Annotated in this window: 19 protein-coding genes; 13 read left to right on the forward strand and 6 right to left on the reverse strand. The window is 38.4% G+C overall.

The genetic code is table 11. The features are described from left to right. Positions 1-86: 86 nt before the first annotated feature. From FHR28_RS05120 to FHR28_RS05135, 4 genes are all read left to right on the forward strand, one after another. Positions 87-1,487: a Do family serine endopeptidase gene (locus tag FHR28_RS05120; RefSeq protein WP_166782068.1), complete on the forward strand. Its 1,401-nt coding sequence runs from the start codon at positions 87-89 to the stop codon at positions 1,485-1,487. A 367-nt stretch (positions 1,488-1,854) separates the two neighbouring features. Next, positions 1,855-3,441, forward strand: a complete 1,587-nt coding sequence (mdlC, locus tag FHR28_RS05125; protein ID WP_166782069.1) for a benzoylformate decarboxylase — start codon at positions 1,855-1,857, stop codon at positions 3,439-3,441. Positions 3,442-3,474: 33 nt separating this feature from the next. Next, a complete protein-coding gene (gene dld, locus FHR28_RS05130) occupies positions 3,475-5,166 on the forward strand; it encodes a D-lactate dehydrogenase (protein WP_166782070.1) in 1,692 nt (563 codons plus the stop codon). 54 nt (positions 5,167-5,220) lie between these two features. Then, on the forward strand, positions 5,221-6,363 hold the full coding sequence (locus FHR28_RS05135) for an alpha-hydroxy-acid oxidizing protein (RefSeq protein WP_166782071.1): 1,143 nt from the start codon (positions 5,221-5,223) through the stop codon (positions 6,361-6,363). Positions 6,364-6,798: 435 nt separating this feature from the next. On the opposite strand, the gene FHR28_RS05140 is transcribed toward FHR28_RS05135, so the two are convergent. The 3 genes from FHR28_RS05140 to FHR28_RS05150 all read right to left on the reverse strand — a co-directional run bounded on the left by FHR28_RS05140 (position 6,799) and on the right by FHR28_RS05150 (position 10,875). After that, complete coding sequence (locus FHR28_RS05140) at positions 6,799-8,268, reverse strand: aldehyde dehydrogenase family protein (RefSeq protein WP_004717145.1); 1,470 nt, start codon at positions 8,266-8,268, stop codon at positions 6,799-6,801. Positions 8,269-8,272: 4 nt separating this feature from the next. Beyond that, positions 8,273-9,601, reverse strand: a complete 1,329-nt coding sequence (locus FHR28_RS05145; protein WP_151957141.1) for an MFS transporter — start codon at positions 9,599-9,601, stop codon at positions 8,273-8,275. A 371-nt stretch (positions 9,602-9,972) separates the two neighbouring features. Then, a complete protein-coding gene (locus tag FHR28_RS05150; protein ID WP_166782072.1) occupies positions 9,973-10,875 on the reverse strand; it encodes a LysR family transcriptional regulator in 903 nt (300 codons plus the stop codon). Positions 10,876-11,270: 395 nt separating this feature from the next. Between FHR28_RS05150 and benA the strand changes: the two genes are divergently transcribed. From benA to FHR28_RS05175, 5 genes are all read left to right on the forward strand, one after another. Beyond that, a complete protein-coding gene (gene benA, locus FHR28_RS05155; protein ID WP_166782073.1) occupies positions 11,271-12,662 on the forward strand; it encodes a benzoate 1,2-dioxygenase large subunit in 1,392 nt (463 codons plus the stop codon). After that, positions 12,659-13,168 carry a benzoate 1,2-dioxygenase small subunit gene (benB, locus tag FHR28_RS05160; protein ID WP_151957138.1) on the forward strand — a complete coding sequence of 170 codons (510 nt, stop codon included), beginning with the start codon at positions 12,659-12,661 and terminating at the stop codon, positions 13,166-13,168. Before benA ends, benB begins: the two co-directional genes overlap by 4 nt. 96 nt (positions 13,169-13,264) lie before the next feature. Next, positions 13,265-14,521 carry a DcaP family trimeric outer membrane transporter gene (locus tag FHR28_RS05165; RefSeq protein WP_154130869.1) on the forward strand — a complete coding sequence of 419 codons (1,257 nt, stop codon included), beginning with the start codon at positions 13,265-13,267 and terminating at the stop codon, positions 14,519-14,521. A gap of 260 nt (positions 14,522-14,781) precedes the next feature. Further along, entirely contained in the window at positions 14,782-14,982 is a 201-nt protein-coding gene (locus tag FHR28_RS05170) for a PDZ domain-containing protein (protein ID WP_416377026.1), read from the forward strand. A 90-nt stretch (positions 14,983-15,072) separates the two neighbouring features. Further along, on the forward strand, positions 15,073-15,519 hold the full coding sequence (locus FHR28_RS05175; protein ID WP_252715974.1) for an acyl-CoA thioesterase: 447 nt from the start codon (positions 15,073-15,075) through the stop codon (positions 15,517-15,519). Positions 15,520-15,616: 97 nt separating this feature from the next. Here FHR28_RS05175 and FHR28_RS05180 read toward each other — a convergent pair whose 3' ends face one another. After that, a complete protein-coding gene (locus FHR28_RS05180; protein WP_151957134.1) occupies positions 15,617-16,150 on the reverse strand; it encodes a carboxymuconolactone decarboxylase family protein in 534 nt (177 codons plus the stop codon). A gap of 117 nt (positions 16,151-16,267) precedes the next feature. Here FHR28_RS05180 and FHR28_RS05185 point away from each other — a divergent pair, with 117 nt between their 5' ends. Next, positions 16,268-17,131, forward strand: coding sequence for an AraC family transcriptional regulator (locus FHR28_RS05185; RefSeq protein ID WP_105713620.1), 864 nt, complete (start codon positions 16,268-16,270; stop codon positions 17,129-17,131). Between the two features lie 108 nt (positions 17,132-17,239). On the opposite strand, the gene FHR28_RS05190 is transcribed toward FHR28_RS05185, so the two are convergent. Then, entirely contained in the window at positions 17,240-18,100 is an 861-nt protein-coding gene (locus FHR28_RS05190) for a glycerophosphodiester phosphodiesterase family protein (protein ID WP_166782074.1), read from the reverse strand. Positions 18,101-18,184: 84 nt separating this feature from the next. Beyond that, positions 18,185-22,579, reverse strand: a complete 4,395-nt coding sequence (locus tag FHR28_RS05195; protein WP_166782075.1) for an autotransporter domain-containing protein — start codon at positions 22,577-22,579, stop codon at positions 18,185-18,187. A gap of 732 nt (positions 22,580-23,311) precedes the next feature. Here FHR28_RS05195 and FHR28_RS05200 point away from each other — a divergent pair. The 3 genes from FHR28_RS05200 to FHR28_RS05210 all read left to right on the forward strand — a co-directional run bounded on the left by FHR28_RS05200 (position 23,312) and on the right by FHR28_RS05210 (position 25,627). Beyond that, complete coding sequence (locus FHR28_RS05200; RefSeq protein WP_166782076.1) at positions 23,312-24,139, forward strand: NAD(P)H-binding protein; 828 nt, start codon at positions 23,312-23,314, stop codon at positions 24,137-24,139. A 27-nt stretch (positions 24,140-24,166) separates the two neighbouring features. Further along, positions 24,167-25,027 (forward strand): arylamine N-acetyltransferase family protein, encoded by an 861-nt coding sequence (locus FHR28_RS05205; protein ID WP_004717119.1) that lies wholly within the window; start codon positions 24,167-24,169, stop codon positions 25,025-25,027. A 291-nt stretch (positions 25,028-25,318) separates the two neighbouring features. After that, complete coding sequence (locus tag FHR28_RS05210) at positions 25,319-25,627, forward strand: winged helix-turn-helix transcriptional regulator (protein ID WP_004717116.1); 309 nt, start codon at positions 25,319-25,321, stop codon at positions 25,625-25,627. The last annotated feature ends 57 nt before the right edge of the window (positions 25,628-25,684 follow it).

Below are 25,684 nucleotides of genomic sequence, written 5' to 3' on the forward strand. Positions count from 1 at the left end.
TGTAAACATATTTTTACGTAACGATATTAAATAATATGTTACAAACATTTTTAAGCAAATAATCATCAGATGCAGGTTCGTGAGAAATGAGTAATGGTCTAATACAAAAAGGAATGTATGCAGCAGTATTTACTGTCGCTGCGGCAACATCACAAGTTCAAGCTTCAACACCTGTGGATTTTTCTAACTTGGTCGAACAAGTCAGCCCAGCTGTTGTGAGTGTTAATGTTGTTAAAAAGTTATCTCAGGAAGAGTTGTTACAGCAACAAGTACCTGAAATTCTAAAGCGTTTCTTTGGTAATCAAATCATTATTCCACAACAACGCGCGCCACAAGAAAAGACTGCGTATGGTAGTGCATTTTTTATTAGTAAAGATGGTTATTTACTGACAAATCACCATGTGGTTGAAGATGCATCTAAAGTGACGATTATGCTGAATGATCGCCGTGAAATTGATGCAAAAGTGGTGGGCAGTGATGAACGTACAGATGTGGCATTACTAAAAGTTGAAGGGAATAATTTCCCATCATTATCTGTGGGTAATGTAGATCAACTTAAAGTCGGGCAGCCTGTTCTTGCAATCGGTTCTCCATTTGGTTTTGATTATTCTGCATCAGCAGGGATTGTCAGTGCCAAGTCACGTAATATGATGGGTGAAACCTCTGTCCCATTTATCCAAACCGATGTAGCGTTAAATCCGGGTAACTCAGGTGGTCCGCTATTTAACCAACAAGGTCAGGTTGTCGGTGTAAACTCTCGTATCTTTAGTGGTACGGGTGGTTATATGGGCCTGTCATTCTCTATTCCAATTGATGTGGCAATGGACGTTGTTGATCAGTTGAAAAAGAATGGTAAGGTCACTCGTTCTTATCTTGGTGTAATGTTACAAGATATCGATCGAAACTTAGCGGAAGCTTATAAGTTAGATAAACCAGAAGGTTCGTTGATTACCCAAGTTGCGCCGAATTCACCTGCAGAAAAAGCGGGCTTTAAATCAGGCGATGTGATCCTAAAATATAATGGTTCACCAATATCACGCACCTCTGAATTATTGAATTATTTGAATCGTACTCAACCTAATCAATCTGTTAAGCTCGAAGTTTTACGTGACGATAAACCAAAAGTAATTACAGCAACTTTAACTGTTGCACCAGATGATACCCCTGCAAAAGTTGACAATACCAACACTTCGGCTAAGCCAAATAAAGGGCCTATCATTGGTGTTGCGATTCGTGCTTTAACTGAACAAGAAAAAAATCGTTTAAATGTTAAAGGTGGTGTGTTTATTCAAGATGTAACCAGAGGCGGCTTAGCTGCACAGTCACGGATTTTACCTGGTGATGTGATCACCCAAGTAAATAACAAGAAAGTAAATACACCGAATGATTTTGTTGATGCTATTTCAGAGCTACAGAAAAATACGGTAGCGCGTGTAGCGATTGTTCGTGAAGGGCAACATGCTATGATTGGATTACGTATTCAATAAATACAACTGATCAGAATCAGCCACTCAAAGAGTGGCTTTTTTATATGATCAAGTTTATTTTGCAAATATTTTAAGAATAGCTTTTGAATCAATCCGATATAAAAGCGTCAAAGTCAAAATATTCCATTTTTCAGTATTCAATAAATCTAAAGCATAAGACGTATTCCTCGTCCATAGTTTTAACTTCAGATTTGATGGTATAGATATACTTTGATTCAGTTTTTTATATATAAAAATGTTTTAAATCAAATATTTATAATTTTATATAGTTTGTATCTATAATCTATAATATTTATTATTTATTTTATCTATATTTTGTTGCGTATTATCATTAGAAAAATTAATTGAATATTAAGGAAGGGCATACGTGAAAACTGTTCATCAATATACCTATGAAATATTGAGAAAAAATAATATTAAAATGATTTTTGGTAATCCTGGTTCGAATGAACTGCCTTTTCTAAAAAACTTTCCTGCTGACTTTCAATATATTCTGGGTTTACATGAAGGCGCGGTCGTTGGAATTGCCGATGGGTATGCTCAAGCAACGGGACAAACGGCGTTTGTTAATTTGCATTCTGCTGCTGGTACAGGAAATGCGATGGGGGCATTGAGTAATGCATGGAATTCTCATACACCTTTGGTAATTACAGCAGGCCAACAAACGCGAACGATGATGGGTGTTGAAGCGCTATTAACAAATATTGAAGCTGCTCAATTACCAAAACCTTTAGTTAAATGGAGTCATGAACCAGCAATTGCAAATGAAGTACCACACGCGATTAGTCGAGCAATACATATTGCTGGTGCAGAGGCTGCCGGGCCGGTATATGTTTCCATACCTTATAATGATTGGGATATTGAAGTAGATGGAGAAAATGAACATTTGCTTAAAAAGAACGTCACCAGTTCACAGTGTTTATCAGAGCAAGATTTATTATTTATAAGTCATAAAATAAATTCAGCTCAAAAAGTCGCTTTAGTTCTAGGTACGGATGTAGATCGACAATTTGCCAATCTTAGTGCAATCCGTTTCGCAGAAGCATTAAACGTTCCTGTTTGGGTTGCGCCATCTTCACCAAGATGCCCATTTCCAACAACGCATGCCTATTTTCAGGGGATTCTACCTGCAAGTATTGCGGGTATTTCCCAAATATTTAAAGAATATGATTTGGTTTTAGTATTTGGTGCACCTGTATTTCGTTATCACCAGTATGAACCTGGTCAATATCTATCTGAACATACAGAACTCATTGCATTTACTTGTGATATTCAAGAAGCAGCTCGCGCAGCAATGGGATTATGCTATGTGAGTGATTTAGGCGATAGCCTGACACGATTAAGTCAGAAAGTTCATGCAAAAACTGACACGGTAGTTCACCGTCACACAATAGAACTGTCTCAGCCAAGTGAAAATGGCTATATAAAGCCAGAAAGGCTGTTTGATATGCTTAATATTCTCGCGCCAGACGGCACGATTTATACAAATGAATCTACTTCAACAACCAATGCATTATGGGATCGTTTAAGTCTTACTGAACAAGGAAGTTATTATTTCGCAGCTGCGGGTGGCCTTGGTTTTGCTATGCCTGCTGCGGTCGGAGTTCAGTTGGCACATAAAACTCGTAGAGTAGTAGCACTGATTGGAGATGGTTCAGCAAATTATAGTATTACAGCGTTATGGACTGCTGCTCAGTATAAAATTCCAGTGATCTTTATTATCTTAAAAAATGGAACGTATGGTGCACTGCGGTGGTTCGCAGGGGTTTTAAATGCTGAACATGTTCCTGGTATGGATGTCCCAGATTTTGATTTTACACACATTGCCAAAGGCTATGGTGTAGATGCGTGTAGTGTAACGAATGACAGTGATTTTATTTCCGCTTTTAACAAAGCAGTCGATTCAGAGCAACCGACTTTGATTGAAGTCGTGACAGCTGAGTTAAGTAATTAATCATTATCAATACTTAAGCACGGAAAAACTTTTATGCAGACTAATTTTATTATTAAAGAATTGCATCAATTATTTAATCCACTGCAGATACTTATTGAAGATGTTGATAAAAGCTTTTATTTAAAAGGTTTTCGTGTTGGCAAGGGTGATGCACTTGCTGTGGTTATTCCTTATAGTTTATTCCAGCTATGGCAAGTTATTGAATTTGGAGTCAAACATAATTTAATCATAATTTTGCAAGCATCTAATACAGGTGTAACTGGTGGTTCTACACCACATTCTAATGATTATGACCGAGAAGTTATTGTTGTAAGTACAATGAAACTCAAAGGTATGCAGTTATTGGATGATGCCAAACAAGTTATTGCGTTTCCAGGGACAACACTTACAGAATTGGAAAATGCGCTGAAACCTCATCAACGCGAGCCCCATTCAGTCATTGGTTCATCTTGTATCGGAGCGTCTGTAATTGGTGGAATTTGTAATAATTCAGGAGGTTCATTAATTCGTCGAGGCCCAGCGTATACTGAAAAATCTTTATTTGCTCAGGTTGATGGAAGTGGAAAGTTAAAACTCATTAACCATCTGGGCATTTACTTGGGGGAAGATCCAGAAGAAATTCTAAGAAATCTAGAACAAAAAAACTATGATCTACAAAAAGTTAACTTAGCGCATGGAAAAATTTGGGCTGAAAATTATGCCAAGACACTACGAGATATAACTTCCCCAACAGCGACTCGCTACAATGGAAATCCTGAGTATTTACATGAAAGCTCGGGCTGTTCAGGGAAACTAGTCGTTTTTGCAGTCAGACTTCCAACTTTTGAAGCAGCAGAAGAGGCAACCACATACTTTATTAGTAGTAATAATGAGACCGAATTAATAGATTTAAGACGGTATCTATTAACAGAAATGACGACTTTACCGAGTCAGGCTGAGTATATCCATCGGCATGCATTTGATTTAACACAACGTTATGCAAAACATATGTATAAGGCGATTGATATTTGGGGCGCTGAAAAGATTCCAGCCTTATTTAAATTTAAAGCGCACATAGATCAATTTTTTAGAAAATTCCCTCTTTTTCCCAATAATTTTACAGATCGTTTGATTCAACTATTTAATCGTTTAACCCCTTCATGGATCGAACCGCGTTTGCAAGCATCCAATCAACAGTATGAACATCATTTAATGATTAAGGTTGATCAACAGCAAAGTGATGAATTACGAGAGCTATTGAATCATTTTTTTAATGGCTCTAAAGATCAATTTTTCCAATGCACTAAAGCTGAAGAAAAAAATGCTTTTCTTATCCGCTTTGCTGTAGGTGGTTGTGTGGTTTATTACTGCGAAAGTACGGGAATTGATCCAAATCAACGCTTAGTTTCTTTTGATGTTGCTTTTCGACGGAATGATGATTGTTGGTCAATAGATTTACCAGACTATTTAAAACAGCAAGTCATGATGGAGAGCTGTTGTGGTCATTTTTTCTGTTTTGTTTCACATCAGGATTACTTACTTAAGGAAAATGTTGATGCGATCCAATTTAAGCATGACGTACTTGCATACTTAGAACAGCGTGGAGCCAAATACCCCGCTGAGCATAATGTCGGCCATTTGTATAAAGCTTCTCTCGATTATCAGATTCATCTTAAAGAATTAGATCCAACCAATAGTTTTAATCCTGGTATTGGCAAGACAAGCAAATATAAACATTGGCATTAAACTAGGCCAAAATTTGAAATTTTTAATTGTAATAGGCTGAACAGGAACGCTCTTATGCCTCATAAAATGATCAATGTGGAAGACTACCAAAAACTTGCAAAATCGACTTTACCCAAAGTGATTTATGATTATCTGGAAGGTGGGGCAGATGATGAAAAAGGCTTACATCACAATCGACAGGTATTTGATCAATGGCGGTTTAAGCCGCAGCGTTTGGTCGATATTAGTGAACGAGACATTTCCTGTCAGTTGTTCAATCATCTTTGGAGTGCGCCCTTTGCGATAGCACCTACTGGATTAAATGGTTCATTTTGGCCTAAAGGGGATGCGTTACTTGCAAAAAGTGCTGCTAAAGCCGATATACCATTTATGTTATCGACAGCTTCCAATATGTCGATCGAGGAAGTCGCCAGATCTAGTGATGGTGAAAAATGGTTTCAGCTTTATGTTGTACATCAAGAACTAGCCAAGCAAATGGTGCAACGTGCTTTAGACTCGGGTTATACAACTTTGATTGTGACCTTGGATGTTGGTGTAAACGGTTATAGAGAACGTGACCTGCGTAATCAGTTTGGATTACCATTAAAATTTTCTGCAAGCTTAGTACTAGATGGTATGTTACATCCGGCATGGTCGTTACGTTTTTTAGCCAATAGCAAGCCACAGTTAGCAAATTTTGTAAGCTCTAAGACAGATAGTCTAGACATTCAAGTCGCAATTATGAAGCGCCAAATGGATGCCAGTTTCAATCAAGAAAGCTTAAAACGTATCCGTGAGATTTGGCCTCATCAATTATTGGTAAAAGGTATAATTAGCGCTGAAGATGCTCAAATTGCTATTCAGTGTGGAGTTGATGGGGTAATTTTATCTAATCATGGTGGACGTCAACTTGATTGTAGTGTGTCTCCTATGGAAACCTTGCAAGAAGTTTCTAGATGTATTCAACAACCGATTTTGATTGATAGTGGTTTTAGGCGGGGTTCAGATATTGTCAAAGCATTGTGTTTAGGCGCTGATATGGTGTGTTTAGGTCGCCCCACACTCTATGGTTTAGCATCTAAAGGTGAAGTTGGTGTTGATGAAGTAATCCAACTGATGAAGCAGGATGTTGACCGCACATTAGCACAAATAGGTTGCCCATCTGTAAAGCGGTTGGGCATGAGTTATCTTCAATACAACTCTGATATTTTGAGTTAGTCTATTTATATAAAATACTCATAAGATAAAAAGAGCAGGTCACGGAACAAAAAAAATAGATATACCTGTTCAATATCGCAAAATCCATCAATGAGGAATTTCTTTAGTTGAGGTCAGTTTGAGTTTAATACAGTAAGTTGAAAAATTGGACCAAAATGATTAAGTTTTTGCTTTTATTACAATAACAAGCGATGGACATAGCATAATAAGTAGATAAAGAAATAGTTTAAAATGATCTATTTGATATGGCAAACAGTTCTACAGTGCTAGCACCTTTGATCTGCTATCAAAGTATAAAAAATGAATTTTAATGTTATCAAGATTATACGTAAAACTCAGAATTATTAGGTTTTTAATTAAGATGAAACCTTTATGCAAAAGGTTGAAAGTAAAAATATTTTACTTTCAACCTGAGTCCATCAGATCTCTCATCATTTAGAGCGGATATTGAATCCCTTTGTCTAAAATACTGATCCATTGACGTTGACTGAACTCATCAAAGTTAGCAGGACCACCAAAGCGGCCACCATAACCTGACTCACCCATTCCACCAAAAGGTACGTGATATTCATTATTTACTGTCTGATCATTGATATGAATCATGCCACTTTTAATTTCTTTGGCTAACTCATAGACCCAAGCAGTGTGTTTACTATGAATTGCCACAGCAAGACCATATTTCGATGAATTGACAATATCAACCGCTTCTTTGATGTCATCAAAAATAATGATCGGTGCTACTGGACCAAATATCTCATCGGTAAAAATCGGATCATTTTTATCGATATTCGTTAAAATAGTTGGATGGAAAAACAGTTGTTCACCTTTACCACCACATTCCAATATAGCACCTTGACTTACCGCATCCTCAACCATACGGCTCACTTTTACATGCTGAGCCTGATTAATAAGTGGACCTAATTGTGTATCAGGCGAGGAGGGGTTGCCAACTTTTAGTGATAATGCTTTTTCTTTCAGTTTTTTAATATAGACACTCGCAATGCTACGATGCACTAAATGACGTCCAGTCTGCATACAAATTTGCCCCTGATGTAGAAAAGTTCCCCAGACAGCATTATTTACAGCGATCTCTAAATCTGCATCTTCACAAATAATCATCGCATTATTGCCGCCCAGTTCAAGCGCACATTTTTTTAATTGTTTAGCACAATCCACGGCAATTTTCTTACCGACAACAGTTGAACCTGTGAAAGAGATCATATTCACTTGAGGGTGATTCACTATCGTCTCACCAATTTCACTTTCGCCATTCAATACCTGAAAAACACCTGATTGCAAACCTGCCATTTCAAATAGCCAGGCTAAAAGAGAACCTCCCGTAACATTACTAAATTCTGAAGGCTTTAATATCACACTATTGCCCATTGCTAAAGCTGGTGCTATAGAGCGGATAGATAATAATAAAGGAAAGTTCCAAGGGGAGATTACACCGACAATACCGATAGGAACACGTAACCATACATTGGTTTTATTGGGGATAGCGGATGGAAAAACCTCACCTGATGCAGACATTGGCATAGATGAAGCCATGTATAATTGTTCGATACAGGCATTGGCTTCCCAGCCAGCTTTAAGCGCTGTTGATCCACACTCTTGAATGTTCCAATCAATAAAAGTTTGAATATTTTGCTCAAAAATTTGTGCGGCCTTTCTCAGGACCTTGGCACGTGTTTCAAATGTTGTATTTTTCCATATGTGTTGGGCTTGCATCGCTATTTGAACTGAAGTATTGACATTATCTACAGAAGAAAGCTGTACAGATGAAATAATCTCCCCAGTTGCTGGATTTATAATTTCACGTGAAGCGTTATTGGTTTTAACCCAAGTTCCTTGAAAAATATGTTCTTTCCAAATTTGTTCTATGATTTTTGTTTGTATATTCATGACTTTATCCTTTCGTCGTGAGTTGAACTGGAGACATCTTCTGATGTGTAAATAAAGCAATAACAATTGCGCCTATAATTCCGGGCAGTGCAAATACCATGAAGTTTTGCTCAAATGGCAAATTCATTGCGAGTAAAAATCCGCCGAATAATGGGCCAGAAATTGCACCAAATCGGCCCATTGCTGCGGCAAAACTGACACCTGTTGAACGAATATTCGCAGGATAGAAGTCCGCAGCTAAAGTGTGAATAACAGACATGGAACCAACAGTTGCGCCACCTGCGATCACTAGCAATATGCTCAGGACAAATGCAGGAGGGTGAAATCCTAGGCAGCTAATCGAAGCTGATGCAAGTAAATAACCAAAAATTAATGTGGGTTTTGATCCCCATTTATCAGCGAGGATTCCAAAAATTAAAGTGCCTAGAATCGCTCCAATGTTGAGTGTTACTAAAAATGTGATACTAGAGCCGAGAGAATATCCACCGACATTCATCAGTTTAGGTAGCCAAGTATTTAGACCAAATACCATAAGCATAACCATGGCAAATCCCGACCAAATCAGCAGAGTTCTGACAGTTTTGCCTTCTGTAAATAGACCAAGAACAGGTATTTTTTGCGTATTTGCTGTCATGTCTACAACATAGTGCATATTGTTTTCATGCTTATGGTTAGGATTTAATTTTTTTAGTGTGCTAATCACATCTATTTGACGGTTTTTATGAATGAGATAGCTGATGGATTCTGGAAAAGTCTTATACATTAATGGAATCAAGAAAATACATGTGCCAGCAATCCAAAAAGTTGCTTGCCATCCAAAAACTGGAATCAAAAACAAGCCTGCTAAGCCGGAAAGTATGGCGCCAACACCATAAAAGGCGAGTACTAAGTTAATCAAACGATTACGATGTGAACCAGGCGCCATCTCTTTAATAATTGTCACCAAATTGGGGACTGCACCACCTAGTCCGACACCCGTGAGTAATCTGCAAATAAAGAATGTTGTTGTATCATGTGCAAAGCCATTCATCGTGACGGCGAGACTCGATAAAATCGTACAAGCAATAATGATATTTTTTCGACCGAATTTATCAGCCGCCATACCGAGAGTAACAGCACCAAGCATCATCCCCATTAAAGATGCCGCACCGAGAAGTCCTGCTGTTTGGGGCGAAAGTTGCCATTCAAGCATTAAGTGGGGGAGAACAGAGCCATAAATTACAAGGTCATATCCATCAAATAACATAATAACAGCACACCAAAAGACTAAAATTTTATGGTGTTTATTGAGAGGAACCTTATCAATAAGGTCTACAGCATTAATATTTTGCATCGCTTCCTATCCTTTGGATAGAATCAAAAGTTATCTATAATTCAACGTAGTGAATTTCAATCCCTTTTAACTCAATAGCTTTTTCTCCAGGCATCCACTACCTGAAAAGATTTTATAATCAATGATTTCTCATGATCTTTATAAATCATATAGTTTATTATTTTTATAGATCAAATTAATAAAACATATTATGCAATATATGTTTTATCTATATTTATTTTCTATACTGAAATATTAAATTTTTAATGAATTGAAATATAAGAATAAATAATTATTGAAAAAAGCAGAGAATTACTAAAACAGTGTCCGTTATATTTGGCATTGCAACGCACCAACATAGAAGCAAGCAGTCAACGTCCAAGTCATTATTTTTATTTCATTTCGTTGTGATCGGTTAAAATCTCTTTTAAAAAATTTATAAACCATTTTTGTGCAGAGGTATCAGCTGACTTTTTATACCAATGTAGAGTTACATCGAAACAAGGCAATTCAAAAGGCACATCAAAAATTTGAATATCAGAATTGTGTTTAAAATATTCACCTATTCGAGAAGGTACAGTGACAATTAAATTATGTTTGGCAATGAGCTCCCCTAAAATACTGAACTGAGGAACTTGTAGTTTAATTTTTCGTCTTAATCCTTGTTTACTTAAATAATTTTCTACTAGGTTATGACCTGTAGATGCGGGTACAACAGCATGATTGCCTTTTAAGAAATTATCTAAAGTAAATTTATTGTCTTCTAGAACGATCCCTCGACTGACTAAACAAGTATATTTTTCTTCAAATAACGTTAAAGCATTTAAACTTTTGTCCTCTAAATTTTTATTGCATATTGCCGCATCAACCTTACCAGTGATTAACCAATCCGATAATTTATTCATATCGACAGTCGTTATTTCCAATGTTATGTGGGGTGCATGGATTTCTAGGTGTGACAAAATGATAGGGAGGAAATATAAGCCACCGATGTCTGTTAAAGCAATTCTAAAGCACCTTTCACTCGTCTTGGCATCAAAGTTTTTTACTTCACTGACAACACTTTCAATCTCAACAAGATGATGATTCAATGATTCATACAACTGAGTTGCATAAGTTGTTGGAATCATACCTTCTTTTGTTCTGATAAATAGCTGATCTTTAAATAAATATCTTAATCTGGATAAATTGTGACTTACTGATGGTTGAGTAATATTTAAATGCACAGCAGCTGTACTCACGCTACGTGTATTGTAGATTGTGACAAAAGCCCGAATTAAATTTAAATCCACCATAATAGATACCACTAATATTTATTAGAAAAAATAACAATTTGACTAATAATACATAAAAAAATAAATTTAGCAAATCAGTCATAGAACTGACTTGTTAAGAGAAATTAACAATAGGGAATTTAAAGTAAGCAATGCTTTGATGATGGAAGAAATAATTTTATCAACGTCAAACATCTAGTTTTTTAATTTCTTTGAGTCACTTCTTATTTTATTCACTGATCATATTGCACTCAATGTTGAAATGATAAAAACAATCAGCTTTGTATTCTCAACTTAAGTTGATCACCATCATGTAGGCACTCAATATCGATAGGAACCGAGATATTTGCTCTACATGATTTACATCATTATTTCAGCTTGGTGGCTTCCCTCATTTGGAAAGTTGGAGAAAGGACATGCCACGTATTCCTATAATAAATACCAGCCATCTAGATCGTATCGATGAGTTGTTTGTAGACAATGTCGATACGGGTGAATTTAAACTTCATCGTTCAGTTTTTACTGATCAAGCGTTGTTTGAACTTGAAATGAAATACATTTTCGAAGGTAACTGGGTGTTTTTGGCACATGAAAACCAGATCCCAAATAACAATGACTACTACACCACCTATATCGGTCGTCAACCGATCATCATTGCACGTAACCGTGCTGGTGAACTCAATGCCATGATCAATGCCTGCTCGCACCGTGGTGCACAGCTTTGTCGTTATAAACGTGGCAATAAGGCCACCTATACTTGTCCTTTCCACGGTTGGACATTTAATAATTCAGGAAAATTGTTGAAAGTTAAAGATCCTTCTGATGCAGGTTACTCAGATGGCTTTAACAAAGACGGTTCACACGACCTAAAAAAAGTTGCGCGTTTTGAAAATTACAAAGGATTTTTGTTTGGTAGTTTGAATCCTGATGTTTCTTCACTTAAAGAGTTCTTAGGTGAAGCGACGAAAATCATCGATATGATTGTGGATCAGTCCGAAGATGGTCTAGAAATCTTACGTGGTGCATCTACCTATACTTATGAAGGTAACTGGAAGCTGACTGCCGAAAATGGTGCCGATGGTTATCATGTTTCCGCCGTTCACTGGAACTATGCTGCAACCACACAACAGCGAAAGGAAAAGCAGCCACAGGATAATATTCGCGCCATGAGTGCCGGTGGTTGGGGTAAGCAGGGCGGTGGCTGCTATGGCTTTGAACATGGTCATATGTTGTTGTGGACACAATGGGCCAATCCAGAAGATCGCCCGAACTATGCACGTTATGAGGAGTATATCGACAAGTTTGGTGGAGCAATGGCTAAATGGATTGTTGAGCGTTCACGTAACCTTTGCCTCTATCCAAATGTTTACTTAATGGATCAATTTGGTTCACAGATTCGTGTATTGCGTCCGTTAAGTGTGAATAAAACTGAAGTGACGATTTACTGCATTGCACCAAAAGGTGAAGCACTTGATGCACGTACCCGCCGTATTCGCCAGTATGAAGATTTCTTTAATGCATCAGGTATGGCAACACCTGATGACTTAGAAGAATTCCGTGCGTGTCAAGCTGGTTATGCCGGTATTGAACTCGAATGGAATGATATGTGCCGTGGCTCTAAGCACTGGATTTATGGTCCAGATGACGCAGCCCAGGAAATTGGTTTAAAACCTATATTAAGTGGCATCAAAACTGAAGATGAAGGCCTATACCTTGCACAACATCAATATTGGTTGAGCTCAATAAAACGTGCGATTGCCAGAGAAAAAGAGCTTGCAGGACAACAAGATTTGGGAGAAACCGTATGAATACCCCAATCAATTTAGACAATATAAGTCTCGAGCAAGTGACCCAGTTTTTATATCGTGAGGCACGTTATTTAGATGAGGAACAGTGGGATGAATGGTTACAGTGCTATGCGCCCGAGGCTTCTTTCTGGATGCCAGCATGGGATGATGATGATCAACTGACAGAAGACCCACGATCAGAAATTTCGTTGATTTACTATCCGGATCGCCAAGGTTTAGAAGATCGTGTATTTCGGATTAAAACAGAACGTTCATCTGCGACCATTCCTGATACCCGTACCAGCCATAATATTTCCAATATTGAGATTGTGGAACGTGATGGTGACGAAGTCACGGTACGTTTTAATTGGAACACTTTGAGTTTCCGCTATAAAACCAACTACAGCTATTTCGGCATGTCATGTTATGTGATCGACTTTTCAACTGAACAACCCAAAATCTTAAGTAAGTATGTTGTGCTTAAAAACGATTATATCAACCAAGTGATTGATATTTACCACCTGTAAACACATTGCTCAGCCAAATGGAATGTTGGTTCAGTTTTAGCAGTTTTTAGACTTTTTGGAATCAATAATTTAAATAATCAAAAGGAAATGTTAAAGATGGATAGGTTAAATCAAGGGACTAATATATTTAAAATGATACTTATGGCGATTGTGGCTGGTGTATCGAGTAACAGCAGTTTTGCCAATATCAGTCAGAATGAACATAACGAACTCAGAAAAGAACTTATGGCACTTCAGAAAGAGGTTCAAAACTTAAAAAATGAGAATAGTCTGCAGTTACAATCTGCACCGTCGATGTCCATGATAGAAAAAAAGAGATCTACTGAGGTCAATATTTATGGATTTATACGCGCTGATGCAACCTATCAAGCTACTGGTGCATCGACAATGTATAATAATATCAATGCTGTACCATTAAAAAATACCCATGAGGAATATAAGCAACGTGATCGATTCCGTGCGACTGCTGCTGCTACACGTATCGGAGCAAACTTCAGGACTGAAACACCAGTAGGGGAAATAAAAGGTAAGATTGAAACAGATTTTTTTGGTGGTGCAACAAGAGATCAATTTCGTATACGTCATGCTTATTTGACATTTGATAAATGGTTAGTCGGTCAGACATGGTCAAATTTTATTGCACCTGAATATTTACCTGAAACTATTGAGCCTGCTTCATATGTTGGAGGATCCTTATTGCGAGTACCTGTGCTTAGGTATACAGATAAGATTACGGATCAGACAAGTTTTGTTATTAGTATCGAAGACCCTAAATATACAGCTGCCACTGATCCTGACAATGAAATGAGATTACCTGCGTTCGTTGGACGTATTAACCATAATTTTGATAATGGCTCATTAATTTCAGGTCGTAGTTTCCTTGCAGAAAAGAAAACAGCAAATGATGAAAAGTTAGCTTGGGGAATCGGTTTGGGGGGAAAATATCTAATCTCTCCTAATACAATATTGAAGGCTGATTATTATCATGTAAAAGGAGATGGCCGGTTTTTAGCTTGGAGTAATAGTGGCTATGCTTTGGATATAAATAATCAGATGCATGAAAATGAGTTTGATACGATCTCGTTAGGAATAACGCATAAGTTTAATCCTAAATTACGTTCTACGATTGGTTATGGCTATATGAAAGCCAATGATAGTAGCACGTTTGCAAATTTAAAATATGATGATAATACACAAAATAAGCAACTTTGGCAGGGCTGGGCAAATGCGATTTATAGCCCATTCAAGTCGATAGATTTTGGATTAGAATATGTTTATGGACAGCGAGAAACTTTCAATGATTTAACAGGTGTAGATAATCGCTTTAACATGATGATTAGCTATGATTTTTGATCACTATATTTTTATAATAATTTGATGCTTGGTATATATCTACATTAATCATCCAATTTTAGCTTCTTAGCTAAAGTGTTAATGATCTGTGGTTGGGAAAGTCTGCCAATTTAACTTATGCTCAAGCGGTGTAGTCATGAAATAGTTTGAAATTTATTTCGCATCAACGCCTGATGAATGTCATCAGGCGTTTTATATTTCAGAACATATATGCTCTATGAGTATTATAAACTTCTATAGGTTATGCTCTTTATGTATTTATTCATGATGTGACCAGAGATAGCTTGGCTGCACAGTCACGGATTTTACCTAGTGATGTGATCACACAAGTAAATAACAAGAAAGTAAATCCAACGAGTGATTTTGTTGATGCTATTTCTGAGCTACAGAAAAATACGGTAGCGCGTGTTGCGATTGTTCGTGAAGGGCAACATGCTATGATTGGATTACGTATTCAATAAATACAACTGATCAGAATCAGCCACTCAAAGGGTGGCTTTTTTATGTCAAACTTATACGGATGGTTGAAAAAGTGGAAAAGGAAAGAAGATATGAGTTCAGTATTTGATTTAAAAATCGAAGTAAAACCAGAGCATATAGATGTCTTAGGTCATGTAAACAATGTGGTCTATGTACAATGGATGCAGGATGTTGCATCTGCACATATCGAAACATTGGGTGTTGGACTCGATCAATATTTAGAAATGAAACATGCAATGGTTGCTGTAGAACATCATGTTCAGTATCGCAAAGCAGCAATGTTAGATGATGATATTATTTTGAGAACTTGGTTATACGAGATCAACGCACTTTATTCTTTCCGTCAGTATGCTTTTTTTAATGCCAAAGACCAAAGCTTGCTCTTTACTGGCAATACCAAATGGGCATGTATAGAAATTGCTTCAGGGCGTCCGAAACGGATGTCACCGACTTTTATCCAAGCCTATCAACCCATTAATTCTGAAATAGATCCTTTTGATTTAAGTTCAATCATTTAAATTACTTGGATTTTTAGATGAAGTGCAATAACGCATAAAGAAAATCTTATATTTAATGAAAGCGACCTCTCTGTTATACACGAGAGGTCGGTATGTTTTATATCAATTCGACTCGTGGAAAGTCTACAGGCGTATCTAGTGCAATATTGATGTAGTTAGTGAATATATTCAAAGCCACATGCGCCATGATCTCAACGATTTGTTGGTCATTAAAACCTACATTGCGAAGTGTTGTGATATCAGCATCAGTCATCTGAGCATGTTGATTGACCACCTTTAAAGCAAAAGTCAGTGCTGCTGCTGTTTTATCATCAGCTGCTTTTCCTATTTGCGCTTCAGCCATTTCAGCAGCGCTAGCGCCAGCATTTTGACCGAGTACAGTATGTGCTGCTAAGCAATATTCACAGCGGTTTAAATTGGCGATTGCAACAGCAATCTGTTCACCTAATTTTGCACCAAGTGTACCTTTACCTAAGGCAGCAAAAGCGGACCACATGCTTTGTAAAGCTGCTGGCGAATTTGCCACTGCCTTAAACATATTTGGAGTCGTGCCAAAAGCTTGTTGAATTTGGGTTAATAAAGGTTGACTTGCTTGGGGTGCAAGTTGAGTGTCAAGGTTGATACGTGACATGTTGTTCTCCTTAAAGGATCGTAGTGATAGTAGAAGTGCATCAAACTTTGATTATTATGTGTAAATTCACTGTATGATTAGATACAATATGTTCATAAAATATATCAATTCGTTCAAATGAAAACTATTCACCCCATTGATCGCCTTTCAGGTCTACTTGACCGTTTCCGTATGCAGGCAGAGTTGTACCATACTGGTGTGTTATGTGGCGTCAGCCATTTTGATGCTTGTGAAGGGTTTGGCTATTTACATGTCTTACGTCAGGGACAACTGGAAGTCAGTCATCCAGCTATGGCGCATTTGCCAAGACGTATGCGTTTTGATGAACCAACGCTACTTTTTTATCCTGGCCCAATTACACATCATTTTCATAACCCGCCCAGAGAAGGTGCTGATTTTACCTGCGCGCGGTTGATACTGGATGGTGGGCAACAGAATCCACTGGTAAGGGCATTACCTGCCGTAATTGCACTTCCTCTAGCGCGTGTACAAGGATTGGATCAGGCGCTTGCGCTATTATTTGCTGAAACAGACCATGCCCGTTGTGGGCAACGATTATTAGCGAATCGGTTATTTGAAGTGGTGGTACTTCAACTATTACGTTGGTTATTAGATCATCCTCATGAAGCAGGAGTAAGCACTGGACTTATTATTGGTCTTTCAGATCCACGTTTGGCGCGCACGCTGGTGGGAATACATGAATATCCAGGTGAATCGTGGACACTAGAGCGCATGGCTGAACTGGCATGTATGTCTAGAACAGCTTTTGCCAATACCTTCCGTGATGTGATGGGACAGACACCAGCTGAATATTTAACAGACTGGCGTATTGCTTTGGCACAAAGTAGATTGCGTGAAGGGCATTCAATTAAAATATTGGCTGAAGAACTGGGTTATGCTAATCCATCAGCATTATCTCGCGCATTTTCAGTCAGGGTAGGCATGTCTCCCCGAGAATGGTTGACCAGCCATCCTGTCTAATGCTTAGTTAATGGTGATCTTTAACGAAAGTAAGATTGAGTAAGACAGTTCAATTTATATTGAACTGTCTGAGTTTAATGATCTATGAGTTGAGTTAACTTAAACACTTCATCGATTGGAAAATTGAGCAGGGGAATCGACCATTACGGCTTCAGCACCTAACTGTTTTGCTATTCGATAGTCTGCTTCAGAATTGATACCGAACAGGACAATACGATTTGCTGCTTGTGTCCTAAAACAGTTCATAATTTCCTTATCCCAAACAAACTCTGCTTTTGAACGGCCTTCACCTAAGGTATAGGTTTCTACAACCTCAACCTGCCGTCTTAACTCCAAACCATGCCACCCAATTGGTTCTTGAGCAGCCTGACAATTATGGTTCAGTGCGACACGAGCTAAAATATCCCGAGTATCATCTCTTGCAACAAAATACGGAATTTGACCGACCTGTTTGATGGCATCTGTATAACGGCGTTCAGTGGAGTAGAGCCTTACTCGGTTAAGTGAGTTGGTGGAAACGAGGACACGTTTAATAGCCGTAGCAATTTGCACAGGATCAGCATCAGGCGACTTAATATCAATATAAAAAGTGGTTCGAGGAAATTGAGTAAGCACCTGTTGAAGTGTTGGGATATGGATTCCTTTACCTCTCCATGGGTAAATTGTTTGTTGTCCTACATTGCGGGCGACATTCCATCCTGCATCCAAGCCCTGTAATTGTTTTACAGTATATGCAGAGACCAAACCTTGGGCATTACTTAAAGCATTTAGATTATTAGGGCGATAGAGTACAGGAACACCATCATTGCTTAACTGTACGCTGATCCAGATTACATCTGCGTGATTCCTTAGAGCGAGATCAATTGCATAGGCTGTGTTCTCAGGTGCATCTGCCGTTCCACCGCGATGCGCAACAATTAGTGGTGATTGACCAGTTTGATTTGAGTAAGGCGCTGCATTTAATACCATGCTATGTAATCCATAACCGAATATGCATATCAACATGATGTTTTTAAACACGCTATTTTTCATAATAATATTGCAACCTATTGATTAAAATTTATAGCCATATTGGAGTCTTATGCCATTTTCACTATATTTTTTCGCGAACTGTCCTTCATAATTGACCGAAAACCCGTGGGTATTGGCGATATCGACATTGAAACCAAAATTGATGATGCCTGTGTTCTGATTATTGGGAACATCTAAATAACCAGCATCTCCAGCAATAAGTGAGTTATTTGATATAAATGTTAATTTGCCCGCTTTATCATTATTTTTTAAACGGTTTTGCCATGCTAAGCTTGCATTTAAACTTAGAGATGTTGTATCCCATACGTTCCATTTTTGAGATATATCCAGACCGACAGTTGAAGATACACGGTCAATATTCGTTTTTTCACTATTTAGTGAATAGTATCCATTACTTTGTTGAATGGAATCATTTTCTAAGTAGTCGTATGCAACACCGATAAATGGTTCCATATATAGGTTATTGTGTTGCAATGCATAGCCCATCTCAGCGTTCAACTGATAAGTACGACCATTGTATTTTGCATTAAATTGACCATCGTTCTGATCATTAAATCGTGATTTAACCTCATTACGTCCCAATGTACCACTGAAACGAAAATTGATTTGATCAATTTGAGTCCCTGTATAGATACCGAACTGATAATTATCGATTTTAGCTTTGGCATTATTTTTGTTATTTAAATCTTTGGTATTAATGGCTGCCGTTATTCCGATTGCCCAATCTCCAAGTGTAGTATCTGCGCCTAAAGCTAGACCCTGCCTCTGAACATTATAATCATGCATTTTGGCATTGCTGAGATTATTCCATTCCCCCAGACGAGACTTGCTTTTTGAGTCTGAAAAATCTATCCAAGCATTATTACTGTTCTCCTGATTACGTTGAATATAGCGTAGACGTTGATTGGTTAAACGACGATTGTGATCCATATCCTGAAATTCTTCTGCCAGAATATCGCCATGAATTGATGCAATTTGGGTCGCTTTTTCAGCTCTAGCTTGCTCCAATAACTTTGCTTCAGCAGCGGCTTTATCGGCAGCAGCTTTATCGGCAGCGACTTTATCAGCAGCGGCTTGATCCGCGGCAGCTTTATCGGCAGCGGCTTTATCGGCAGCAGCTTTCTCAGCAGCGGCTTTTTCAGCAGCAGCTTTTTCCGCGGCAGCTTTATCGGCAGCTTTATCGGCAGCGGCTTTTTCCGCGGCAGCTTTATCGGCAGCAGCTTTTTCCGCGGCGGCTTTTTCAACAGCGGCTTTATCGGCAGCGGCTTTTTCAGCAGCGGCTTTCTCTGCAGCGGCTTTCTCTGCGGCAGCTTTCTCAGCAGCGGCTTTCTCAGCAGCAGCCTTGTCAGCGGCGGCTTTATCATTAGCGGCTTTCTCAGCGGCAGCCTTGTCAGCAGCGGCTTTATCAACAGCAGCTTTCTCTGTGGCAGCTTGATCCGCGGCAGCTTTTTCAGCAGCAGCTTTCTCTACGGCAGCTTTATCGGCAGCAGCTTTCTCAGCAGCGGCTTTATCCGCGGCAGCTTGATCTGCGACGGCTTTATCGGCAGCGGCTTTTTCCGCGGCAGCTTTCTCAGCAGCGGCTTTCTCTGCGGCAGCTTTATCGGCAGCGGCTTTCTCTGCGGCAGCTTTATCGGCAGCAGCTTTTTCCGCGGCAGCTTTTTCCGCGGCAGCGGCTTTATCGGCAGCAGCTTTCTCAGCGGCAGCTTTTTCAGCAGCGGCTTTATCGGCAGCGGCTTTCTCTGCGGCAGCTTTATCGGCAGCGGCTTTCTCTGCGGCAGCTTTATCGGCAGCAGCTTTTTCCGCGGCGGCTTTTTCAACAGCGGCTTTATCGGCAGCGGCTTTTTCAGCAGCGGCTTTCTCTGCAGCGGCTTTTTCAGCAGCGGCTTTTTCAGCAGCGGCTTTCTCTGCAGCGGCTTTATCGGCAGCGGCTTTATCAGCAGCGGCTTGATCCGCGGCAGCTTTATCGGCAGCGGCTTTATCGGCAGCAGCTTTCTCAGCAGCGGCTTTTTCAGCAGCAGCTTTTTCCGCGGCAGCTTTATCGGCAGCTTTATCGGCAGCGGCTTTTTCCGCGGCAGCTTTATCGGCAGCAGCTTTTTCCGCGGCAGCTTTATCGGCAGTTAAGTCCCTGAATTGTAATTTAAGTTTCTTATCTTCTTCAGTTTTTGTTAATTCTGGTTGAATATTTTCAGTAGCAATCGATGTAAGATAGTTATTATTAAATATTCCATTAATTTTTGTAGCATCCATTAAGGTATATTCATTACCTTGATAGCGGAGGGTATCATTTTTCCCAAGTAATTTATCTGGGCTTTGTTCATAGGTCTGGAAGTTAGCTCCATTTAAATAAGCATTACCCCGAACAACCAATTTGTCCACTTGCTCATTTTTGTCTCTAATTTTGGCTGAATATGTGGCGTCAGGGCTAAATTTAATATCTCCATTAATAGTAAATGTACTAAATCCTGTTTGATTGTAAAGTGATGGTGCAAATCTGCCACTATTGATTTCGATTGTTGCAGACTGACCTTGACCAGAAAGTGTCCCTAATTTATTGACAATAATGCCTGAAGATAAAGATCCTGTAATATCAATACCACCTTCATTAATGAAAGTATTGCCTGCATAGGTATTGTTTCCCGATAACTGTAATGTTCCACTGCCTTTTTTAATCAGACCACCGCTACCAGCGATATTGTTTGACCAAGTATCGAATGAACATTCAGCTGCATCACAACTACGTTCTCTGGTTGTGCCAATATCATATTTTATCCCTTGGCCCATATTGACGGTGAAATCACCATTTCCAAAAGTATTGGCCAGATTATCCAGATCATCACCCAAATTTTGTTTTACATCCTCAGCAAGCATGTTTTTTACATCATCCGCTGAAGCAAACATTGCTGGTCCTTTAATGGCGTTTTCCAGATCAATTTTTCCCCAACCAAAGTATTTATCAATTACTTTGGCACGACCATCAGTTACTCTACCATTTTCATCCATATCAGCAGCTGTGGTTTTTAAAACAGAAACAGTCTGGCTGGAGCTCATATAGGGAAAGCGTTCCATAAGAACAGCGAGAGCACCTGTGGCATGTGGTGCAGCCATTGAGGTTCCAGTCATATACTCATAATTATCAGCAAGCTTTCCATCTTCAACTTTAAATGTTGAACTATAAATCCCTGTTCCGGGCGCTGCCACACACCACAATGCGGTATAACCACATTGTGAAGACCCTGTATACAGTGTTTCTTTGGTGCTATCGTCATTCACCAAAATTTGAGTTTGTCGAAGACCTTGACCGACTTGTTCCCACAAATAGTCTTCTTTGCCAATTGCAAGATTTGCTTGACGTAAATATTTTTTATTTTGAAAAGTAACTTCAAAAAATTGTAAATCATCACCCGCACTGAGCGTTTCACTATCTTCTGGAACAGTGATTTCTTTACTGCGAACCAATGTTAGATTACTGACAGTAAGATAATTGGGCAGTAAGTCATTATAAACGATAGGCATCCCTTGAAAGGCACCAGGTTCGTTATAATGATTGTAATTTCCAGCAGCAAAAACGTTGACTACGCCTTGTTTTCCAGCTTCTCGAAGGGCCCTGATTTGGTTGACAAGCCCATTGTTTGATTTGTCATTTGCCCCAAAATTGAATTTTTGACCATTACGCTCAATTATACCGTCTTCAGCTTCAACTACATCTTTCACTGTAATTGAAATTTTAGATTCCCCCCTTTTCGTGGGGGTGGTCGTATATATGACTCGATTTAAAAAATCATAGGGTTTGGTTTTATCAGACTTTTTTTCAAAGTCTTTTACTGTTGATGTGCTTATACCATCGATACCAATCAAGTCTTTCCATTGAGGATCTCCAGGATTGATGCCATAGTCTTTATCTCCCTCTGTACCCCAGCTATTATTAATCAGACGAACTGCCGTAGTGTCGAGAAAAGGGTAAATATTATTATTCATATGTTGTGCAAAAATATCTGCACCATAGGCTACGCCGTGCATGCCTTGATCATTCTTTTTAGCACGAATGATCCCAGAAACATGAGCGCCATGGGTATAATCTTCGGCATTGAATCCGTCAGCTACTTTACTGCCGATACTTAAGTCTGAATTATGTTCTTTACCATCTTTATTGGGTGTAACAAATGTGAGTTTGTCAGTAAGTTCGCTTATTCCTGAGGGAAAGTCTGAATCTGCAACCCCAATGGAAATTCCCTTACCCGTATAGCCTTTTTCATAAGCATACTGCGCACCAATACGACTTAGTCCCCAATTGGCATTGAACTCATCAGTTTCAGCACGCAGTGGTACTGCAAAGGAGGACGATGAAATAATCGGATACCCCAGCAAAATACTACGTAACAGTATGCTTAACGTTTTTTCTTTAAATATACGTTTCATCTAAATTTTTTAACCCTGTAAGTTTTTGTTTCTGTCGTTTATGTATGTGGAGTGAAAATAACTCAGTGATTTTTAACTTAATTTAAACCATGCCATCATTTATATTTAATATTGTAAATATATGATTTTACCAAGGTTTATATATTTTTTGTCGAGCCTTTACGTTCGACAAGTAAATGAATCATTTGGATGTTATTTAATTTATTTTGTCCTGTGACAAAATAAATTAAATAATGGGACGATATCATAATGATTTAAATAATCAATTTTTTTTGCATGAATAATTGTAAAAATTATACGATTTTTATGATCAATTCTTATGCGTTGATTGACTGACTATCATCTTCATGTGTCACTGAGAAAATACACTTAAAAAAACACTCAGATGAGCAATCGCGAATTTCAAAAAACATTAAATTAGACCAGAGCTAATGGTTTTTTGCCGTGGATATTGTGCGCAATTTTTAGCGATTTTGTGATTAAACCCGTTTCCAAATGGATACCATAGATTTGTATAAGTCTTCTGTAATTCTATTCATATTGGATCATGCTTTGCGCATACTGAGATCGCTCAATGTAGACAGTAAGTGCAATGATAACTACATCAAAAGGCTCCTTAGCTTATGAATTTTATTATTAATTTGATGAAATTTTTCATGTAGTTAAATATGTACTGTTTCGTTAAACAGCATCTAGAATCTAGTAATTTTTTAATTAATGAAGTGGTAATCTATGAAAAGTTTGACCAAGAATATTCTGATCATCGGTGGAAAAGGCAAAAATGGACGACGCGTCGTAGAGAAATTAAAGTCGCATAAATTTAATCCAATTGTCACTACTCGTATCATCAATGCGCATGTAGAAAATGAACGGTATTTTGATTGGAATGATAGCAGTACATTTGGCCCAGCACTGAAGAATATTGAAATCGTTTACATTGTTCATCCAGATACTTCAATGTCAGGAGCAGAACAACAGCTTGAAGGATTGATCACAGAAATGATGAATCAGTCTGTTTCCAAAGCTGTATTATTATCAGGCAGAGGTCAAGCATCTGTTGAAAAGTGTGAAAAAATTTTAATGCAGGCTGAACTTGATTGGACGGTCATTCGTTCAGCATGGTTTAACCAAAATTTCAGTGAAGGTCATTTTCTACATGGCATAAGATCTGGCGAAGTGACGTTTATGGCAGATACTGTAAAAGAACCATTCGTTGACTTGGAGGATTTGTCAGATGTTGTGGTTGAATGTCTGACTGATGATTTACATAACGGCAAAATTTATGAAGTCACAGGATCAGAGTTATTGACTTTTGCAGAAGCGGTGAATGCTATCGGAGTAAAGCTTAAGCGAAATATACAGTATCAATATCTTAATCAAAAAGCATATAAACAATATCTGCAAAATGCAGGATTGGATAATTTTATTGCAGAACATATGGCGCAGGCATTTTTTGAAATATTAGATGGGCGAAATGAAAGTATCGGCAAAGGTGTTACTCAGGTTCTGGGGCGAGATCCGATTAAATTCACTGATTTTGTAAAATCAAATAAATTCTAGTTTTATGATTTATAAGGTAGCAAAGCGATGTCTTCAGAATTATCAATTTCACAGAAATATTTAACCAAACTGGGCGTGGAAGGTGAGTATTTACCTACGCTTGAGAGTCTAAAAAAGTTGTTATTTCTACATGTAACCAGCATCCCGTTTGGAAATATTTCTTCTTTTCTTGGTGATAACGTGTCTATGGAATTATCACAGATCGCAGATAAATTACTTGATCAAGGACGAGAAGGCTATTGTTTGGAACAGAGTACGCTGACTAGAACAGTATTAAGTGAACTGGGATATGAGGCTTTTAATCTTTTGGGGCGCGTATATTATCAATCTCAACCTATAGAAGCTCCGATTCGTACTCATCTGGTGACTGTGGTAAAACTGGTGGATAAATTATATTTATTTGATCCCAGTTTTGGTGGAACGACTCCGACAGCCGTTCTTTCACTGGATAAGCTCGGGGAAATTCAGAATACACCGCATGAAGCTTTCCGTTTTATTGATGTAAAAGACAGTGGTGTTGCTGAAAGTGCCCTGACAGGTGTGAAGATTATGCTTCAAGCTTATATACGTGATGAGTGGGTCAATATTTATGCACTTGATCCAGAACAGAAAGTCTCGGAGTCGGATGCTGTGATTGCCAATTGGTATATTGCAACATCACCAGATTCTATATTTACTCAACATTTGATGCTTGCTGCAGTTACTCCAGATGAACGAATAAACTTAAGTGGAACGACTGTAAAGATCCATGGTAAAAATCATTCAATAAAAAAAGAGCTCACAAGCGAAGATGAATTTCGCGAATATCTTGAGAAGTATTTTAAAATTAATACACCACAATTGAATGTAGCTTTAATATTTAAAAAAATAATCAATCCTGCCGAGTGAAAGATGCACTTCTAAGAACAACAAGCAACGCTTGCAACCTGTTGAACAGACCTGAATGAATCATCGCAAATAGGCTTAAAGTAAGATTCACAATAATCATCAGGTTGCAGCTTGCGCATATTTTCCGCATAGTATGTCAGTGGAATATCATCCTTGGAATTAATATTCAATATATGAATAAATAAGAAATCTCAGAGAAAATCTCAAGAATGAATGGAGGAAACCTTGGGTCTAAAGCTGCGGAAAAACCGTGCGCCTTCGCCAAATAATGTCTGTCCCTTGAGTAAGAGTATGGCACTGCTACGGGGTGCTTGGACTGCAGAAATCATCTGGTGTTTAAGTGCTGGACCACGTCGATTTGGCGAGTTAAGAGCTGACTTGCCATCAATTACTGCAAAAGTATTGACAGAACGTCTACGTCATTTGGAAAGTAAAGGAATTATACAACGTCTGCCAATCCCGACATCGCCGCCCTCTGTAGAATACAAATTAACAGTTATTGGTGCAAAATTCCTACCCGCTATTCACGCAATCGCCAAAGTTGGTGATGAACTCAAATTTGGCATGCCAGATTCCGAAGCAGACTTAAATGAATACTAAAGCTAACTATTAAAATACTTTGATTTAACAATTTTTTGCACAATACATTTTTAATAA

Origin of the sequence: Acinetobacter sp. BIGb0196 (genome assembly GCF_011759595.1) — a bacterium.
GTDB lineage: Bacteria > Pseudomonadota > Gammaproteobacteria > Pseudomonadales > Moraxellaceae > Acinetobacter > Acinetobacter guillouiae.

What these genes read in the sequence shown, in the direction of transcription:
- FHR28_RS05145 (WP_151957141.1), bottom strand. Translation starts at nt 9,601, where the DNA reads ATGCAAAATATTAATGCTGTAGACCTTATTGATAAGGTTCCTCTCAAT.
- FHR28_RS05175 (WP_252715974.1), top strand. Translation starts at nt 15,073, where the DNA reads ATGAGTTCAGTATTTGATTTAAAAATCGAAGTAAAACCAGAGCATATA.
- dld (WP_166782070.1), top strand. Translation starts at nt 3,475, where the DNA reads ATGCAGACTAATTTTATTATTAAAGAATTGCATCAATTATTTAATCCA.
- FHR28_RS05205 (WP_004717119.1), top strand. Translation starts at nt 24,167, where the DNA reads ATGTCTTCAGAATTATCAATTTCACAGAAATATTTAACCAAACTGGGC.
- benB (WP_151957138.1), top strand. Translation starts at nt 12,659, where the DNA reads ATGAATACCCCAATCAATTTAGACAATATAAGTCTCGAGCAAGTGACC.
- FHR28_RS05135 (WP_166782071.1), top strand. Translation starts at nt 5,221, where the DNA reads ATGCCTCATAAAATGATCAATGTGGAAGACTACCAAAAACTTGCAAAA.
- FHR28_RS05195 (WP_166782075.1), bottom strand. Translation starts at nt 22,579, where the DNA reads ATGAAACGTATATTTAAAGAAAAAACGTTAAGCATACTGTTACGTAGT.
- FHR28_RS05165 (WP_154130869.1), top strand. Translation starts at nt 13,265, where the DNA reads ATGGATAGGTTAAATCAAGGGACTAATATATTTAAAATGATACTTATG.
- FHR28_RS05200 (WP_166782076.1), top strand. Translation starts at nt 23,312, where the DNA reads ATGAAAAGTTTGACCAAGAATATTCTGATCATCGGTGGAAAAGGCAAA.
- FHR28_RS05185 (WP_105713620.1), top strand. Translation starts at nt 16,268, where the DNA reads ATGAAAACTATTCACCCCATTGATCGCCTTTCAGGTCTACTTGACCGT.
- FHR28_RS05120 (WP_166782068.1), top strand. Translation starts at nt 87, where the DNA reads ATGAGTAATGGTCTAATACAAAAAGGAATGTATGCAGCAGTATTTACT.
- FHR28_RS05140 (WP_004717145.1), bottom strand. Translation starts at nt 8,268, where the DNA reads ATGAATATACAAACAAAAATCATAGAACAAATTTGGAAAGAACATATT.
- FHR28_RS05180 (WP_151957134.1), bottom strand. Translation starts at nt 16,150, where the DNA reads ATGTCACGTATCAACCTTGACACTCAACTTGCACCCCAAGCAAGTCAA.
- FHR28_RS05210 (WP_004717116.1), top strand. Translation starts at nt 25,319, where the DNA reads ATGGCACTGCTACGGGGTGCTTGGACTGCAGAAATCATCTGGTGTTTA.
- FHR28_RS05150 (WP_166782072.1), bottom strand. Translation starts at nt 10,875, where the DNA reads ATGGTGGATTTAAATTTAATTCGGGCTTTTGTCACAATCTACAATACA.
- FHR28_RS05190 (WP_166782074.1), bottom strand. Translation starts at nt 18,100, where the DNA reads ATGGTATTAAATGCAGCGCCTTACTCAAATCAAACTGGTCAATCACCA.
- benA (WP_166782073.1), top strand. Translation starts at nt 11,271, where the DNA reads ATGCCACGTATTCCTATAATAAATACCAGCCATCTAGATCGTATCGAT.